Annotated in this window: 12 protein-coding genes; 6 read left to right on the top strand and 6 right to left on the bottom strand. The window is 70.7% G+C overall.

The annotated features are described in order from the left end of the window. Nucleotides 1–738: 738 nt before the first annotated feature. The 3 genes from AB2L57_RS00965 to AB2L57_RS00955 all read right to left on the bottom strand — a co-directional run bounded on the left by AB2L57_RS00965 (nucleotide 739) and on the right by AB2L57_RS00955 (nucleotide 8,858). Nucleotides 739–2,319, bottom strand: coding sequence for a hypothetical protein (locus tag AB2L57_RS00965; RefSeq protein WP_409047863.1), 1,581 nt, complete (start codon nucleotides 2,317–2,319; stop codon nucleotides 739–741). 96 nt (nucleotides 2,320–2,415) lie between these two features. Continuing rightward, on the bottom strand, nucleotides 2,416–8,403 hold the full coding sequence (locus tag AB2L57_RS00960; protein ID WP_409047862.1) for a PKD domain-containing protein: 5,988 nt from the start codon (nucleotides 8,401–8,403) through the stop codon (nucleotides 2,416–2,418). Beyond that, on the bottom strand, nucleotides 8,400–8,858 hold the full coding sequence (locus AB2L57_RS00955; protein ID WP_292810197.1) for a hypothetical protein: 459 nt from the start codon (nucleotides 8,856–8,858) through the stop codon (nucleotides 8,400–8,402). Before AB2L57_RS00955 ends, AB2L57_RS00960 begins: the two co-directional genes overlap by 4 nt. Nucleotides 8,859–9,145: 287 nt before the next feature. Between AB2L57_RS00955 and AB2L57_RS00950 the strand changes: the two genes are divergently transcribed. After that, complete coding sequence (locus AB2L57_RS00950; RefSeq protein ID WP_409047861.1) at nucleotides 9,146–10,231, top strand: glycosyltransferase family 4 protein; 1,086 nt, start codon at nucleotides 9,146–9,148, stop codon at nucleotides 10,229–10,231. A 10-nt stretch (nucleotides 10,232–10,241) separates the two neighbouring features. Here the strand turns inward: AB2L57_RS00950 and AB2L57_RS00945 are convergent, their stop codons facing one another. The 3 genes from AB2L57_RS00945 to AB2L57_RS00935 are packed head-to-tail and all read right to left on the bottom strand — an operon-like array spanning nucleotide 10,242 to nucleotide 12,617. Beyond that, the gene (locus AB2L57_RS00945) at nucleotides 10,242–10,904 is read right to left on the bottom strand and encodes a hypothetical protein (protein WP_292810201.1); all 663 of its coding nucleotides are present in this window, start codon (nucleotides 10,902–10,904) and stop codon (nucleotides 10,242–10,244) included. A gap of 25 nt (nucleotides 10,905–10,929) precedes the next feature. After that, nucleotides 10,930–11,883: a glycosyltransferase family 2 protein gene (locus tag AB2L57_RS00940; RefSeq protein ID WP_292810203.1), complete on the bottom strand. Its 954-nt coding sequence runs from the start codon at nucleotides 11,881–11,883 to the stop codon at nucleotides 10,930–10,932. Next, nucleotides 11,880–12,617, bottom strand: a complete 738-nt coding sequence (locus AB2L57_RS00935) for a CDP-alcohol phosphatidyltransferase family protein (RefSeq protein ID WP_292810205.1) — start codon at nucleotides 12,615–12,617, stop codon at nucleotides 11,880–11,882. The genes AB2L57_RS00940 and AB2L57_RS00935 overlap by 4 nt, the downstream gene beginning before the upstream one ends. 89 nt (nucleotides 12,618–12,706) lie before the next feature. Here AB2L57_RS00935 and AB2L57_RS00930 point away from each other — a divergent pair, with 89 nt between their 5' ends. From AB2L57_RS00930 to AB2L57_RS00910, 5 genes are all read left to right on the top strand, one after another. Beyond that, entirely contained in the window at nucleotides 12,707–13,756 is a 1,050-nt protein-coding gene (locus AB2L57_RS00930) for a glycosyltransferase (protein WP_409047860.1), read from the top strand. Continuing rightward, nucleotides 13,753–14,691, top strand: coding sequence for a glycosyltransferase family 2 protein (locus AB2L57_RS00925; RefSeq protein WP_292810209.1), 939 nt, complete (start codon nucleotides 13,753–13,755; stop codon nucleotides 14,689–14,691). The genes AB2L57_RS00930 and AB2L57_RS00925 overlap by 4 nt, the downstream gene beginning before the upstream one ends. A 96-nt stretch (nucleotides 14,692–14,787) precedes the next feature. Further along, nucleotides 14,788–15,249 carry an adenylyltransferase/cytidyltransferase family protein gene (locus AB2L57_RS00920; RefSeq protein ID WP_292810211.1) on the top strand — a complete coding sequence of 154 codons (462 nt, stop codon included), beginning with the start codon at nucleotides 14,788–14,790 and terminating at the stop codon, nucleotides 15,247–15,249. 83 nt (nucleotides 15,250–15,332) lie between these two features. Beyond that, entirely contained in the window at nucleotides 15,333–16,649 is a 1,317-nt protein-coding gene (locus AB2L57_RS00915; RefSeq protein ID WP_292810213.1) for a UDP-glucose/GDP-mannose dehydrogenase family protein, read from the top strand. 26 nt (nucleotides 16,650–16,675) lie between these two features. Next, nucleotides 16,676–16,939: a glutaredoxin domain-containing protein gene (locus AB2L57_RS00910; RefSeq protein WP_292810215.1), complete on the top strand. Its 264-nt coding sequence runs from the start codon at nucleotides 16,676–16,678 to the stop codon at nucleotides 16,937–16,939. The last annotated feature ends 25 nt before the right edge of the window (nucleotides 16,940–16,964 follow it).

The following is a 16,964-nucleotide window of genomic DNA, read 5'->3' as shown; positions in this document are numbered from 1 at the left end:
GTGAACGGGATCGCGACGAGCAAAGACGTCCGCGCCGACCGACACCTCGAGCGCCAGGTGCGCACGGTCATGCGGATCATGGTGATCTTCGCCGGCGGCATCGCCGTGGTCAATACGGTCCTTCTGCTCACCGGCGGCTGGTACGTCGTGCTCGGCTCCGGAGCGGAGGTACCCGACGCGGGCCTCGCGGCGTTCGTGTGCGTGTCGATCTTCTGCCTCACGATCTGCCTCGGCATCTGGCAGCGCGTGCTGCTCGGTCTCGGCCGCAACCCCGTCGTGATCCTGCTGCAGGGGCTGATCTCGCCCCTCGCCCTCTTCGTCGTCTGGGCATTCCTCGCGACAGGCTCGGAGGCCCTCAAGTCCTACCTCGCGCTGGGATCGTTCCTCGCGACCTTCACGGTCGCGGTCATCGGACTGCTCGTCGCGATCCGCAGCAGCGGTCCTCTCATCCCGCGCGCCCTGCGCGTGCTGTTGTCTCCGCGCAGGCATCCCGGCGTGAAGGTGATGGATGTCGGCTGGCCGATGATGGCCCAGCTGCTCTCCAGTCCGCTGTCGATGGCGCTGCCGCGCTACATCCTCGCCCAGCTCGCCACCGGGGTCGCGGTCGCCCAGTACGGTGTCGCGGGCCAGGTGTTCTTCGCGCTGCAGGCGCTCGTGGCGGCGGCGGGCGTCACCCTGTGGCCGCACTTCGCAAAGGCGCGGGCGAACGGATCGATCCGCCGCGGGCCCTTCCTCGCGTCAGGGCTGTTCGGGGCGATGATCGTCACCGCCACGGCCGTGATCCTCGCGATCGGTCCGTGGCTGTTCGGCATCATCTCGGACGGCGAGCTCGAGATCACGCCTGACATCATCCTGGCGTTCGGGCTCATGATCACCCTGCAGGCCGTGCTCTACCCGCTCGGGATGTTCATGATGGACCGGCCCGGCATCCGGTTCCAGGTCGCCCCTTCGCTGCTCATGGCCGCGAGCACCGTGGCCCTGACGTACGTGCTCGTGCCCGTGTTCGGGGTGAACGGTCCGCTGCTGGCCAATGCCGCGAGCGTGATGGTGTTCCAGATCATCCCGTACACCGTCTACATCCTGCGCAACCGCGACAGGCTCTACGGCGTGCCCGTCGGGTGAGCGGCGCGGCCACGCGATCGCGAGCCCCACGAGAAACCACAGGTACATGCCGTACTGCGTGATGAGAGCCACCGCGAACAGCGACGGAAGCTGCGCGGTGACCGCGATCGACGCCGGGTTGGCGCGACCGGGCCGCACGACGCTGACAGCCACCATCACCAGCACCGCGATCACGAGGAGCACGGGGATCCAGCCAAAGCGCAGCGCGATCACGAGGAGCGCGTTGTCGATCGAATCGGCGTACTGACCGAGGTAGGTGCCCCCCACGGTGAGACCGGCCCAGTCGCCCGCCGACCCGATGATCTGCACCTGCGAGAGCAGCATCCACAGACTGGAGCGGTAGTCGGCGCTGCCGCTGGCCTCGTCGCCGGCTTCGAGGAAGACCCCGCCCACGAACGGCACGACCACGAGAGCGGCGATCGCGCCGACCGCGATGACCGCGCCGCGGGTGCGGCGGGTCAGCCCCGGCAGCGTGACGACGGACAGCGCCACCGTCAGCACCAGGGTCAGCAGGCCCAGTCGGCTGAAGGTCACAACGGTCGCGGCGGAGATGACGGCCAGGGAGAGGAGCTTGGCCGTGAGCGTCCAGCGGGTCGCGAGCACGAAGGCCGACGACATCGCCAGGGCTGCGCCGAGGGCGATCGAGTGCCCGAAGGCGCCCTCCACCCGGATGAAGCCGCCACGCGGCTGGAGTCTGCCCCACTCCTCGAAGGATGCCCCCATGGCGGGAAGGAGGAGGAAGACGTTGGTGCCCGACGCGAACTCCAGAATGGCGATGACGGCAGCCGCGGTGGCGACCGCCGCGATGATGCGGGTCACGAACGCGGTCGGGAGGCGAGCCAGGACCAACCGCCCCCAGACGTAGGGCAGCACCCATTCCAGGACCGCGATCACGGCCGACGACAACGGCACCATGCGCAGCCCGAAGAGGATGAGCGCCAGGAGCGCGAAGGCCGCGACGAGGGCGTCGGCGGGCGCGAGCGAGACCGAGCGCCAACCCGTGACGACGGCGAGCAGGGTGATCCCCGTCACCGCGGCCCAGAAGAATCCGAGGTTGACCCCGATCCACACCGGAACGAAGAAGAGCGTCAGGGTCCAGACGATGAAGGCCGATCGCGCACTCACCCGGAAGACGACCGCGAGCAGGATGAGGATGCCGACGGCGGTGAGCGCAAGCAGGAGCGCACTGACGTTCATGCGGAACCCCGTCCGCCGCGCATGCCCCGACTCACCCGCCGAGCTTATTACGCCCGGCCGGGGCGGAGATCGCGCGGACCTCCGCCCCGGACCGGATCAACCCAGCGCCGTGACGCGGAAGGCGTCGAAGGTGAGGACTCCGGGTGTCGTCGCACCACCCGCGCGGTTGGCGTGCACGCCGTAGGGCAGAGCCGCCTGCAGCGCCGGGGTCGAATCCGTCACGCTCAGCTGCCACGCCTCGGGCTCCGGAGTTCCGGCCCGCCAGATCTTCGCGGAGATGGTGGTGGTGCCGGACCCGACGACGTCGGCCTTCAGCGTGAACACGTCGCCCGCGGCACGGACCATGCCGGGAACCGGGTATATCCCGAGCACCGTCGATCCCCGCTGCGCGACGAGCCACACGCTCCCGTCGCTGCGCAGCCACGTACGCACCGCGTAGTTGTCGGTCGAGGTGGCCCGCGCAACAAGACCCGCGTACGCGTTTCCGGTGGCCGGGTCGGCGTCGAGCGAGAAGTCGACGCTCAGGCTGATGTCCCGTGCCGACGCCGCGTTGAGCATGAGGTTGCGCGTCTCGGTCGCGTTGAGGGTCACCGTGCCCTTGCCGCCGGCGACCGACGCCGCCGACGCCGCCCCGTACAGCACCGACCACTCCCCGCCGACATCCGACGAACCCCACCCCGACGCCACGGACCGCTCGAAGTCATCCCGTGCCGCGAACGCCTCGGCGGGCGGCTCTTCGGGCTCGACCGGCGGGTCGACGACCGGCGCGCTGACGGTCACGGGCGCCGTGACCGTGTGTGTCGCGCCGTCGTCGTCGATGACCGTGAGGGTCACCGTGTAGGTGCCCGCCGCCGCATAGGTGTGCGACGCGGTCGCCCCCGACCCCGCGGCGGAGCCGTCGCCCCAGTTCCAGGCGTACGAGGCCACCGTGCCGTCGGGGTCCGACGACGCCGAACCGTCCACCGTCACGCTCAGATCGCTCACCGCCGATGAGAACGACGCGACAGGAGCGACGTTCCCGGGCTCCGGTTCGGGCTCGGGCTCCGGTTCGGGCTCGGGTTCGGGCTCGGGCTCCGGTTCGGGAGCCGGCTCCGGATCGGGCTCCACGACGGGTGCTTGGAGGTCGGTGACGCGGAACCCGTCGAAGGACACCGTGCCCGACCCGGTCGCCGAACCCGCCCGCGCATAGTGCGCGCTCACGAAGCCCGCCTGCTGCAGACCCGCCGTCGAATCCGTCACCGACACCTGCCACGACGCCGGCTCCGCCGACCCCACCTTCCACACCTTCGACCGGATCGTCGTCGGATTCACACCCGACACCTCGGTCTTCATCGTGAACACATCACCCGCAGCCCACGTCACCCCGTTCAACGCCGGCGCCGCAAGCACCGTCCCCGAACGCTGCGCAACAAGCCACACCGACCCATCGCTGCGCATCCACGCACGCGTCGTGTAATCCGCCGACGAGCTCTGCCGCGCAGCCAACCCCACATACGAATTACCCGACGACGGAGCCGAACCCACCGAGAACTCCACCGACGACGACACATCACGCACCGACACACCCTGCAACGCCAGATTGCGCGTGTTACCCGCCGGAATCGTCACCGTGCCCTTACCGCCGGACACCGACGCCGCCGACGCCGCCCCATACAACACCGACCACGCACCACCGACATCCGACGAACCCCACCCCGACGCCACAGACCGCTCGAAATCATCCCGCGCCGCAAACTGCTCGGCGGGCGGCTCGACGACCGGTTCGGCCACCGTGACCTCGCGGGTCGTGCTGTGTGTCGCCCCGGCTGCGTCCGTCACGGTGAGAGTCACCACGTACGTGCCGGACGCCGCGTACGTGTGCGACGCGGTCGCCCCCGACCCCGCGGCCGACCCATCGCCCCAGTTCCAGGCATACGAGGCCACCGTGCCGTCCGGGTCCGAAGAGCCCGAGCCGTCCACGGAGGCGAGCAGATCCTCCGCGCTCACCGTGAACGACGCCACCGGAGACTGGTTGCCCGGCACCGGAGCGCTCACCGTCACCGAGCGCGACGAGCTGTGTGTCGCGCCGTCGTCGTCCGTGACCGTGAGGGTCACGGTGTAGGTGCCCGCCGCCGCGTAGGTGTGCGACGCGGTCGCCCCCGACCCCGCGGCCGAGCCGTCGCCCCAGTTCCAGGCGTACGAGGCCACCGAACCGTCGGCATCCGACGATCCCGCCCCGTTCGCCGAGACCTGCAGCCCATCCACCGTCGACGCGAACGACGACACCGGAGGAACGTTCGCCGGGGGCGTGACGGGTGCTTGGAGGTCGGTGACGCGGAACCCGTCGAAGGACACCGTGCCCGACCCGGTCGCCGAACCCGCCCGCGCATAGTGCGCGCTCACGAAGCCCGCCTGCTGCAGACCCGCCGTCGAATCCGTCACCGACACCTGCCACGACGCCGGCTCCGCCGACCCCACCTTCCACACCTTCGACCGGATCGTCGTCGGATTCACACCCGACACCTCGGTCTTCATCGTGAACACATCACCCGCAGCCCACGTCACCCCGTTCAACGCCGGCGCCGCAAGCACCGTCCCCGAACGCTGCGCAACAAGCCACACCGACCCATCGCTGCGCATCCACGCACGCGTCGTGTAATCCGCCGACGAGCTCTGCCGCGCAGCCAACCCCACATACGAATTACCCGACGACGGAGCCGAACCCACCGAGAACTCCACCGACGACGACACATCACGCACCGACACACCCTGCAACGCCAGATTGCGCGTGTTACCCGCCGGAATCGTCACCGTGCCCTTACCGCCGGACACCGACGCCGCCGACGCCGCCCCATACAACACCGACCACGCACCACCGACATCCGACGAACCCCACCCCGACGCCACAGACCGCTCGAAATCATCCCGCGCCGCAAACTGCACCGACGAGACGGTCACCGTCTGGCTCGACGTGTGCGAGGCGCCCAGGCTGTCTGTCACGGTCAGCTCGACGACGTACGTGCCTGCTGCGGCATACGTGTGGGAGGCCCCCACGCCCGCGCTCGCCGGTGTGCCGTCTCCCCACGACCAGGCGTAGTCGCGCGTCGTGCCGTCGGAGGACGTGGATGCTGTCGCATCGGTCGAGACCGTCAGTCCCGAGACCGCCGAGGTGAACGAGGCCACCGGGGCGTCGTGCGCCACCGATACCGCCTGAGTCGTCGAGGCGATGCCCCCGCGATCGTCCGTCACCGTCAGAGTGATGGTGTACTGCCCGCTCGCGGCGTAGACATGCGAGGCCGTCGAGCCCGCGCCGGGCGCCGAGCCGTCGCCCCAGTCCCACGTGTAGGAGTCGATCGTGCCGTCGTCGTCGGCCGATGCATCGCCGTTCACCGTCACGGTCAGGCTCTGCGTCACGGTGCTGAAGTCCGCGCTCGGCAGCACATTCGGCGCCAGCACGGTCACGGTCTGGGTCTGCGCGTGCGAGAGCCCCGCGCTGTCGGTGACGGTGAGGGTCACCGGGTAGGCGCCGGCGGCGGCGAAGGTGTGGGACGCGGTGGCCCCGCTCGCCGACTGCCCGTCGCCGAAGTCCCACGCGTACGAGACGATCGAGCGTCCGTCGGGCGCGGTCGACGCGGATCCATCCACGGTGATCGCCAGATCGGTGGCTGCGCTTGCGAACTGCGCCGTCGGGGCGTCGAGCCCGAGACCGGCCGCGTGGTGCGCGAGCACCTGGGTCGCGTTGAGCACCGTCGGGTAGATCGCCACCTCGTCGATCGCTCCGTCGAAGTAGTCGGAGGACGGACGGGAGGGCCAGCCCGAGAGGCTGTCGCCACCGATGCGCCAGTAGCCGCTGTAGTTCTGCGCCGACGTCGCCTCGGTGTTCTCGCCCTGCAGTTCGCCGTCGACGTACAGCTTGATGCCCTCAGCGCCCTGCGTGGCCACCACGTGGTGCCAGTCGCCGTCGTTGTAGGCGGTCGGCGTGACGACGGTGCGCACCGTCCCGGGATAGACGCCGAAGGTCAGTCGTCCGTTGTTGAGCATGTAGACGTGGCGATCGTGGCTTCCCGACGTTCCCGTCTGCGAGTTGCCGTATCCGAGGAGCTTGCCACCACGGGTGGTCTCCGTGCGGAACCACAGCTCGGTGGAGTATTCCGCCCCGACCGCGATCCGGTTCCTCGTCGAGATGCGCCCCGAGGAGGTGCCCGTGAACGCGGAAGCACTCTCGCCCGAAAGCCCCTCGACGGCTCCGGGCGTCGTCGTCGTCACGCCCGAGCCGCGGATCTGCGTCTCGACGCCCGCCCAGTCCTCGGTGACCTCACCCAGCGGGAAATAGATCGAGGCCCCGTCATCGAGCACGGCGTCGCTGTAGAGCGAGGGCTCGCCCTCGGCGACGTCGACGCTCACCGACGCGCTGGTGACGGTGTTGCCGTCGCCGTCGCTCACCCTCACGCGGTAGGTCTGCGCGGAGCCGGGCTCGACGTCCTTGTCGTCGAGGATCACCGTCGGCCGGCCCTGCTGCCACCATCCCGACGCGAGCACGCGGGTCACGATCGGCTCGGCCGTGCCCTCGCGAAGCAGTTCGTACGTCAGGTCGCGGTCGTCGCGGTCCCAATTGGCCGGGATGACCACGCGCACACGCCCGGGTGAGATCGAGCGCGCCTCGGGCGCCGACCAGGTGCTCGCCGAGAGTCGCGGCCCGTCATTGGCTCCGGTGGAGGGCTGCGTCGCGAAGCGCACGATGCCCTGGTATCGCTGGTTGTTCACGGTCGTGAACTCGCCCGCGATCGAGATGAAGTCGCCCGCACCGGTGATGGACAGACCGGCCTGGCCGAGACCGGACGCCGTGCCGACGGTGAAGTCGGGGTACCAGATGTAGGGCGAGGGCGACGGAGTGCCGCTCCAGTCCTTGTAGGTCGTTCCCGCGGAGGCCGTGCGGGTCAGGATGCCGCCCGCCTCGGCCGTGTAGGCCTCGACGTAGCGGTACTGGCGGGGGCTCTGCTCGGGCCACAGGCCCAGGGTCTCGCAGGCGTGCGTGTGGCTGGTCGTGTAGACCGTCTCACCCGTCGAGTAGACCCCGTAGTGGTCGCCGTGGCAGTCCGAGACCCAGCGGACGGCGCCGGTGCCCGCGTCCGCCGCGAAGGCGCCCTCGAGGTTGCCGACGCTGGCGTTGGCGAACACCCAGCCCGTGCCGTAGACACCGGTCGCGTCGGTGCTGAGGGCGAAGATGCCCGCCCGGCCCGCGTACTGACCCGAGTTCCAGCCGTTGACGATCGTCTGAGGCGCCGCCCAGCCGGTGTCGATCGCCCCGGTCGTGCCGTCGAGCGCCACGAGTCCTCGCTGTACGACGTCGTTGACGAGGTAGAAGCGGCCTCCCGCGATGACGCGCGACGTGCCGGGCTCGAGTACGAGGGCGTCGGCCTGCAGGTCGGATGTCGGGGCCCAGGGCAGCAGGGTGCCGCCTGCCGCGCCGAAGGCCGCGAAATTCTTGCGTGCGACCCCGTTCGCCTGGGTGAGCAGACCCGCGACGTAGACGGTGTCGGCCGTCGCCGCGATGCCGTAGACACCCGCACCTCCGACCGAGGGCGCGAAGCCGGCGATGAGCTGGCCGGTCACGGCGTCGAGCGCCGCGATGTTCCACCGGGTCTGGCCGTTGACGGAGTTGAAGGAGCCGCCGATGTAGATGCGCGTGCCGTCGGGCGACGCGGCGATCGACTTGATGACGCCGTTGACCGACGGCGCGAACGGCAGCAGCGCACCCGTCGTGATGTCGTACGCGAGGATGTTCGAGCGCGGCGTGAGGTTGGTGCCGGGGCTTGCCAGCGGCGCCCGAGCGTTGCTGAAGCTGCCCGCCGCATACACGGTGTTGCCGATCGTCGTCTGCGCCCACACGTAACCCGAGTCGATCTGCACAGTCGGCAGGGGGTCGGACGTGACGACGTCCTCATCACGCTGCAGCGCCGTGGCCGGCGACGGCAGATCCGCAGCGACGGCCGGTGCCGCAGTGACGACGGTGAGGCCTGCGGCGACCAGGACGGCCGCCGTGGCCGCCGCGAGAAGGCGACGGACGTGACCGGCCGGCCGATCTGTGCGAGTGCGAACGGTCACGAGATGCTCCCCTGGAACACGGCGACGGGTTCGCCCGCCGCGTAGTTGACGGTGACGGTGAAGGCGCGGCCGGTGGCCGGATCGAGCATGAAGACGTAGGTGCCCTCGCGGGAGGCGCCGGCGGGCACCTCGCCCGTGAGGGGCGAGACGGGGCCGGCCGTGGTCGGGATGCCCAGTGCGCCGTCGTCGGCGACGAGCGACACGACCGCCGAGTCGACACTGTGTGCCGTGGTCGAGTCGTTCCGGGCCGTGACGTGCACGATGACAGCCGGGCCCGTGACCTCGCCCGGCGTCGACGCGGTGACGGTCGTCGCCGACACCTCGTCGATCGTGATCGCGACGCCGGTGTCGAACGAGATCGTCTCGCCGAGGGCGGCCGTCTGCGTCGGCAGCGGCGCCGGCGCCGCCGGCGACGGATCACCCGAGGCCTCCGGTAACGGCGGAGGCGCGATCATGGTGGGACTCGGCGAAGATGCCGACGAGTCCGTGGTCTGCCCGCCCCCAGCGGTGCAGCCCGTGACAAAAAACAGTGCGGCGAGACCGATCGCGGCAGCGGCGACGCTCGGCGTCGCACCCCACCCGTCACGGCTCGCACGAAAACGTGCGTTCACGCGTATCCCCAGATTCCCCAGTTGAACGACTTCCCACGGCCGTTCAGAACGGACTATACGACACGCGGGGCCCGGTTGTCGACATCCGCTTCATTCGCGTACGCGCATACGTCCACCTAGGATGTGCCTGGGTGGGGGGAGAGCAGATGCGCGTGCTGTTCGACGGGTACTGGTGGCGGTCGGGACCGCTGGCCAACCGCACCGTCCAGCGGGAGTTCGTCCTCGCCTGGGCGCGGGCCTTCCCGGATGACGAGATCGTCGTCGCCGTGCGCGGCGCGGACCGACCCGCCGACCTGCCCTTGAGCATGGCGATGGTGAGCACGCGCCTGTGGCCGCATGCTCTCTCCAACCGGCTGGAGCTGGCCCGGCATGCGTCGAGGGTTCGCGCCGATGCGGTGATCTCTCACAATTACGCACCGCGCAGGGCGTCCGGCGCCCGATCGGTCGTGTTCATCCACGACGTGATGTTCGCCGAACATCCGGAGTGGTTCTCCCGCAAGGAGCGCGTGTACTTCGCGCCGATGCTCCCTTGGAGCGCGGCCGCCGACGTGGTCGCCACATCGACCCGCACCGAGGCCGACCGCATCCGTCGCCACGGGCCCGCCGCCCCCGCGCCGATCGCGGTGACGGGCCTTGCTCCTCCGGCCACACTGACAGGTGCCGGACGCCGACCTCCGGACGTTCCCGAGGCCCAGGAGTTCGCGATCACCGTCGGCCGGCTCAATGTGCGCAAGAATCTCGCGGCGGTTCTGCGGGCGGCGGGCGCGAGCGGGCGCATCACCGCCCGGTCGCCGCTGTATGTCGTCGGCGGCACTGCGCATTCCGGGCGAGGCCCGGGGCTCGGTGAAGAGCTGGAGGCGCTGCGCGCCGCGGGGCGCGTCGTGTTCCTCGGTCCGATCTCTGACGACGAGCTGACCTGGATGTACGCCCACGCGGCGCTGACGATCTCCCTGAGCCTGGATGAAGGGTTCGGGATGCCGGCGGTCGAGGCCGCCCTGCACGGCTCCGCACTGGTGGTCAGCGACATCGCCGTCTTCCGCGAGACCGTCGGCGAGTACGCGCGCTTCGTCGACCCCCTCGCCGAGGCCGGGGTGATCGCCGAGGCCATCGACGCGGAGTGGGGACGCCGGCCGGGGATCGCGGCACGGAGCGCGGTCATCGACGAGTTCACGTGGGAGCGCGCCGCCGACGTGCTCCGCAGCGCCGCGACGCGCTGACGGCGGGCTCTCAGCGGCGCAGCGTCGTACGCAGCAGGCCGGGCTTGGTCTGCTCCGCGGCGCTGGAGAGCTGGGCCGCGATGCGTCGGGCGTCGTGCTCGACGTCGTCGAGGGTGGCGCCGTGCGCTCGGTCGTCGATGTTGTGGCCGTCCCGGATGTCGAAGGGATCGACGGGCGCTGACCCCCACAGCCGCTTGGGCCGGGGGACGGGCGCGGGCCGCAGTCCGCGCTGGCGGTCGAGGTACACCGCGAGCGCGAGCACGGCGTCCCTGCCGACGAGCGCGGGGTCGGGACGGTAGTCCTCGGCGAGCCAGAGGGCCTCGCGCATCGTGAAGGTGCGCGAGCGGGCGTCCGGCGCGATGCGCGCGACCGCGGCGCGCGCCGACCGCGAGGCCGTCAGGATCAGCTGCGACCGGGTCACGAGCGCCTTGGTGAGCGTACGGGGCCTATGCGCCGCCGCAAGATCGCGCCACTGCTCCGTGTCCCGGCGGCCGGCTACGCGCGTGCAGACCGCGTCCGCGCGAGCGGAGCCGGCGCCCGCGCTCTCGACGACGACGCTCTCGAAACCCGGGAGGTCGTCGAGGGCCTCTCGGAGCACGAACTCCGCCAGCGGCGAGCGGCAGACGTTCGCGGTGCAGACCGTCAAAATGTAGGCCTTGCGTTGCGTAGCCACAGGAAACCCCCTTGTCGGTGCGACTTTAGCGTCGCGTCGGATCGGTGCCCGCCGGCGTCGCGCGCGGGCGGCGCGCGACGCGACGGCCGTCCCGGAGTCCCCGGGCATAGGCGCGCCAGGGCGCGATGGATGTCAGCAGCTGCCGTCGGCCACCCTGAAGCAGCACGCGGTAGGCGACACGCGGCGCGGAGCGCAGCCACGCGGCGAGGTCTTCGTCGTCGAGGTGCTTGGCGGCGTACAGCAGCCGATTGCGGATGTTGTGGTAGTAGTACGTCTCGGACTTGGCTCGTCCGGCGACGGCATCGCCGTGGGTGCCGCCCTCGTCGTGCACCGCCCGCGCCTCCTCGAGCAGGAGCAGTCGTCCTCCGGCGTCGAGCACGCGATGCGAGAAGTCGATGTCCTCCCAGTAGAGGAAGTACTCCTCGTCGAAGCCGCCCACCCGCTCCCAGAGCGGCGCGGACACGGCGAAGCACGCCCCGGTCGCCCACTCCCGGCGGGGGCGATGCCCGTTGCGCGCCCGCCGGGCGGCACCCGCGGTGGTGCCGTCATCGAGGTACAGATCGGCACCCGCGAACCACGCGCCCCCGTCCCCCGTCACGATGCGGGGGGAGACGAGGGTGCACGGATCGGTCGCCGCCGTCGAGACGAGGGCGGCGAGCGAGGCGCGATCGATCTGCGCGTCAGGATTGAGGAAGACCAGCACCTGGGCGCCGGTGCGCAGCGCCGTCTGCGCGCCCGCATTGCTGCCCCCGCCGAATCCGGCGTTGCGATCCAGCAGCACGCTCGTCCATCCGTGCCGTTCGGCGAGCGCGGCCACTCTCGCCCGTTCGTCGACGTCGCTGAAGCAGTCCACGAGCACGACGGTGCCGTTGGGTGGCAGAGCGAGCCGGGCGGCGCCGGATTCGAGCAGCGCGCTCGAGCCGTAGTTGACGATGATCACCGCGAACCGGGTGCTCTCGAAGGCACTCGGTCCGCTCATGCGACGAGCGTGCGATCGAGGGCCCGGATCTCGCGGAACCACTTCGCCGCGGCGAGCACGAGGAAGACCGCGTTGAGCACCATGAGGGCCGTGTACGCCCAGAGGAACACGGCGGTTGCGCCCCACAGCGCGAACAGCAGGCACAGCAGCCCGTAGTCGGTGGGCACCAGGATCATCGACCGCACGAACGTGCCGCCGCCTCGCGCGTGGGTCGACGCCACGCCCTTCTTGCCCTTGAGCAGATCGTTCAGCAGCATCCCGAAGAAGGTGACGACACCCACGACCGAGAACAGCAGCGGCACGAGCAGCCAGGGTGTGTCGCGGTAGGGCGTGTGCAGCCAGAGCGCGACGAGCACCGCGAGATGAAGCGAGGCGATCTTCACCGCGTCGACGAAGTGGTCGAGCCACTCGCCGGCAAGGCTCCCGCCCCCGCGCAGGCGGGCCAGCTGCCCGTCTGCCGAGTCCCAGGCGTAGCCGAGGGCGAGCAGGACGGCGACGATCACACCGGTCCACCACGCGGCGGGCGCCGCGAGCAGGACCACGACGGCCGCGAACGTGTGCGCCGCACTGATCATCGTGACCTGGTTGGGCGTGAGCCCCCACGTGTGCGCGGCGGCCGCGAGCACACGGCCGATGCGCCTGTTCACATAGACGGAATACCCGGGCGCACCCCGGGCGTGGCCCTTCTGGGCCGCGGAAAGCCGGCGATAGGACGCGGCGAACGACTCGGACATGCTCAGATCCCCCAACCACTGCACGTCGGTATGGACTAGAGCATAGGCGCTCGCACGGACACGCCCCGCCACCTGCCAGAATGGCCCGCGTGGGGGACACATCGATCGATCCGGCGCGCCGCGTGCGCGTGATGCAGTCGTTCGGGGCGCCGCGACCGACCACGAACCCCTACATCCACATGCTCGATGCCGCCCTCGCCGAGGCGCCGGGCGTCGAACATCTGCGCTTCGATCGGCGCCGGGCGCTGCTCGGCCGATACGACGCCATCCACTTCCACTGGCCCGAGACGCTTCTCGGCGGGTCGACCAGGCTCAAGGCATGGGCACGCCGCGTGTACGCCCGGGCCCTGCTGAGCCGCCTGCGTCTGACGAACGTCGCGGTCATCCGCACGGTGCACAACGTCGAGCTCCCGAAAGATGTCACCCGCGCGGAACGGCGGATGCTGGAGGGCATCGAACGGCGCACCGACTACAGGATCCTCCTCAACGAGCAGACCCGCGTCGACGGCGCGTCCACGGTGATCCCGCACGGCCACTTCCGCGACTGGTTCGCGCGGGACGGGGACACGACGCCCGATCCGCAGACCATCGGATTCGTCGGCCTCGTTCGTCGCTACAAGGGCGTCGAGGGGCTCATCCAGGCCTTCGGCGCCACCCGGACCGGACACCCGCACTGGCGACTCCGGATCGCCGGGAATCCCAGCAGCGCCGAGCTCGCCGATCAGCTGCGAACGCTCGCCGCCGGAGACGAACGGATCGCCTTCGATCTGCGCTTCCTCGCCGAGGCCGATTTCGCCGCGGCCATCGCCCGCGTGCGCGGTCTCGTGCTGCCCTACCGGTTCATGCACAACTCGGGTGTCGTCCTTGCCGCCCTCTCACTCGGCCGGCCCGTGCTCGTCCCGCAGAACGAGGTCAACGCCGCGCTCGCCGACGAGGTGGGACCGGGGTGGGTGCACATGTTCGCCGGCGAGCTCGACGCCCGCGATCTCGAGAGCTTCATGGCGGCCGTCGCCGGCGACCCTCCGGCGGCGCCGGACCTCTCGGTACGGGACTGGACCCGTACCGGGATGCTGCACGCCGCGGCCTACGCCGACGCCGTCGCCGCGCGGCGCACCCGCGCGCCGGAGCGGGTGCGGTGACCGGCGTCCTCCCGCTCGTGGCCGTCACGGTGCCCACCTTCCACCGCCCCGCGCAGCTCGCGCAACTGCTCGCGGTCGTGGTGGCTCAGGCCGCATCGACCCCCGGCATCCGTTCCACGATCATCGTCGTCGACAACGATCCCGCGGGTTCGGCCGCCGGCGCGGCGCACGCGGCGGGGGCCCTCCACATGATCGAACCCGCGCGCGGACTCGCCGCGGTCCGCAACGCCGCCCTGGACGCGGCGACCGCCGCGGGCGCCGACGCCCTGGTCTTCATCGATGACGACGAGATCCCCGACGACGGCTGGCTCGCCGCGCTCGTCGCCCCGTGGGCGGCCGGCGACGCCGATGCCGTCTCGGGCGAGGTGCACTCGGTGTTCGGGGAGGGTGTGGATCCCTGGATCATCGCCGGCGGATTCTTCCGTCGCGTCCGGTTCGCCGAGGGCGTCTCGATGCCGGCGGCGCCGACGAACAACCTGCTCCTGGATCTGACCGTCATCGCCGCCCTCGGCCTGCGCTTCGATGAGCGCTTCGCCGCGACGGGCGGCGAGGACATCGATTTCACGCGCCGCGCCGTCGCGCTCGGGGCACGCATCGTCTCGGCGCCGGCCGCGCGCGTGATCGATCCGGTGCCCGCCGAGCGGACTACCCGTGCGTGGGTGCTGCGCCGCGCGTACCGGGTGGGCACGACGACCGTCGCGGGCGATGTGCGCCTGCGCACCACCCCGCCGCGGCGGGCGCTGCGGCGCGGCCGCTGGGCGGTCGTCGGCGCCGCGCGCACGTGCATGGGCGCGGCGCGCTGCGCATGGGGGCGCCTGACCCGCGACGACGTACACGACGCCCGCGGCGCGCGCCTCGCGGCGCGGGGCTTCGGGATGCTGGCCGGCGCTCTGGGCAGGACCTACCGCGAGTACGCCCTCCGCGACGGATCCTGACCTCGCCGCCGTCGCGCTAGACTGGCGCGCAGCGGGGCTGGGGAGCCGCGTCGCTCGGCTGGGGAGCCGGGCATCTGGGGAAACTGGGGAACCTTCATGCCACAGCGCATCGGCTACGCCGCGGGAGCATTCGATCTGTTCCACGTCGGCCATCTGAACATCCTGAAACACGCTCGGGAGAACTGCGACGTCCTGATCGCGGGGGTCGTGAGCGATGAAATGCTGCGTCAGGTCAAGGGTGTCGAGCCCGTGATCCCGACAATCGAGCGCGCGGAGATCGTGCGCAGCATCCGTTTCGTCGACGACGTGTACGTCGAGACGATGCCCGACAAGATCGATGCCTGGCGCGACGTGGGGTTCACGCACTTCTTCAAGGGCGACGACTGGCGCGGCACCGAGAAAGGCCTGGCCCTCGAGCGGGAGTTCGCAGCGGTGGGCGTCGAGGTCGTGTACTTCCCGTACACGGCCCACACCTCCAGCACCGCGCTGCGCCGCGCTCTCGACATGATCTCTGCCGGGGCGGGACTCGACGGCAGCGGCCGCGCCGCTATCGTCTGAGGTGGGCCTTGCGCCCGAGTCGTCGATCGCCTCGGGAAGCAGGCCTCTTTCGCGGATGAAGACGGACAACGAGGGGGAACGGTATGCGGGTTTCGGTGATCGGATGCGGGTATCTGGGCGCGGTGCACGCCGCGGCCATGGCCGAGCTCGGGCATGAGGTCGTCGGCATCGACGTCGACCCCGTCAAGCTCGCCGCGCTCACACGCGGCGAGGCGCCCTTCTTCGAGCCGGGCCTGCCCGAGCTTCTGATCAGCGCCGGCAAGACCGGGCGCCTGCGTTTCAGCGACGACATCGCCGAGGCGAAGGGGGCCGAGGTGCACTTCATCGCGGTCGGAACACCGCAGGTCAAGGGCTCGAACGCGGCAGATCTGACCTACGTGGATGCCGCGCTCGAGCAGCTGCTGCCGCAGCTCTCCCCCGGCGACGTCGTCGTCGGCAAGTCCACCGTTCCCGTGGGCACGGCCGCCCGGCTGGCGGCGCGCGTGGCCGAGCACGGATCCGGTGCGGTGCTCGCGTGGAACCCCGAGTTCCTGCGCGAGGGCTTCGCCGTCAAGGACTCGCTCACCCCCGACCGGCTGGTGTTCGGTCTCGCGCCCGAGTCCGAGGCGGGCGCCCGCGGCGAAGAAGCCCTCCGGGAGGTGTACGCCACCGCCCTCGGCGACGACACCCCCCTGGTCGTGACCGACTACGCGACCGCCGAGCTCGTGAAGGTCTCGGCGAACGCGTTCCTCGCGACCAAGATCTCGTTCATCAACGCGATGGCCGAGATCGCCGAGGTCACCGGCGCGGATGTCACTCAGCTCGCCGACGCGATCGGCTTCGACGCGCGCATCGGCCGCCGGTTCCTCGGTGCCGGGGTCGGCTTCGGCGGCGGGTGCCTGCCGAAGGACATCCGCGGCTTCATGGCCCGCGCCGAAGAGCTCGGTCGAGGCGAGTCCGTCGCCTTCCTCAAGGAGGTCGACGCGATCAACCTGCGCCGCCGGCAGCGCGTCGTCGACCACGTCGTCGACGCCCTCGACGGCGAGCCCTACGGCAAGCGGGTCGCCGTGCTCGGCCTCGCCTTCAAACCGCACTCCGACGACGTGCGCGACTCCCCCGCACTCGACGTCGCCGTACGCCTCAAGGGCCTCGGCGCCGACGTGCGCGTCACCGACCCGGAGGCGATCGAGAATTCGCGTCGCCTGCACCCGCAGCTGGACTACCGCGAGGAGTTCGACGAGGCCGTCGAGGAAGCCGACGTCGTGGTGCTCGTGACGGAGTGGGACGAGTACCGCTACCTCGACCCCGAGGCCGTGGGAGCGAAGGTCGCGCGTCGTCAGGTGGTGGACGGCCGCAACAGCTACGACCCGGCGGCGTGGCGCGCAGCCGGGTGGACCTACCGCGGCCTCGGGCGCCCCTGATCCCGCGCGCCTTTAGGCTTGTCGGTATGACTTCTGCATCCTCCGAGACCCTGACCATGTTCGGCGCCACTTGGTGCGGCGACTGCCGGCGCACCAAGAAGCAGCTCGATGAGCTGGGTGTGGAGTACACCTACATCGACCTCGAGGCCGAGCCGGCCGCGGCGGATGTCGCGCGCGACATCTCCGGTCGCACCAACATCCCCGTGGTCGTCTACCCGGACTCCTCGCACCACGTCGAGCCCTCGAACGCCGACGTCGAGGCGAAGCTGCGCGAGCTCTCCCTCATCTGAGCGGCCTCCTGCGCCCGGACGCGAG

The sequence above is a fragment of the Microbacterium sp. HA-8 genome, from assembly GCF_046111165.1.
In the GTDB taxonomy this organism is placed as follows: Bacteria; Actinomycetota; Actinomycetes; order Actinomycetales; family Microbacteriaceae; genus Microbacterium.
Note: the sequence above shows the minus strand (reverse complement) of the source record. Positions and strands in the feature narration are given on the sequence as shown.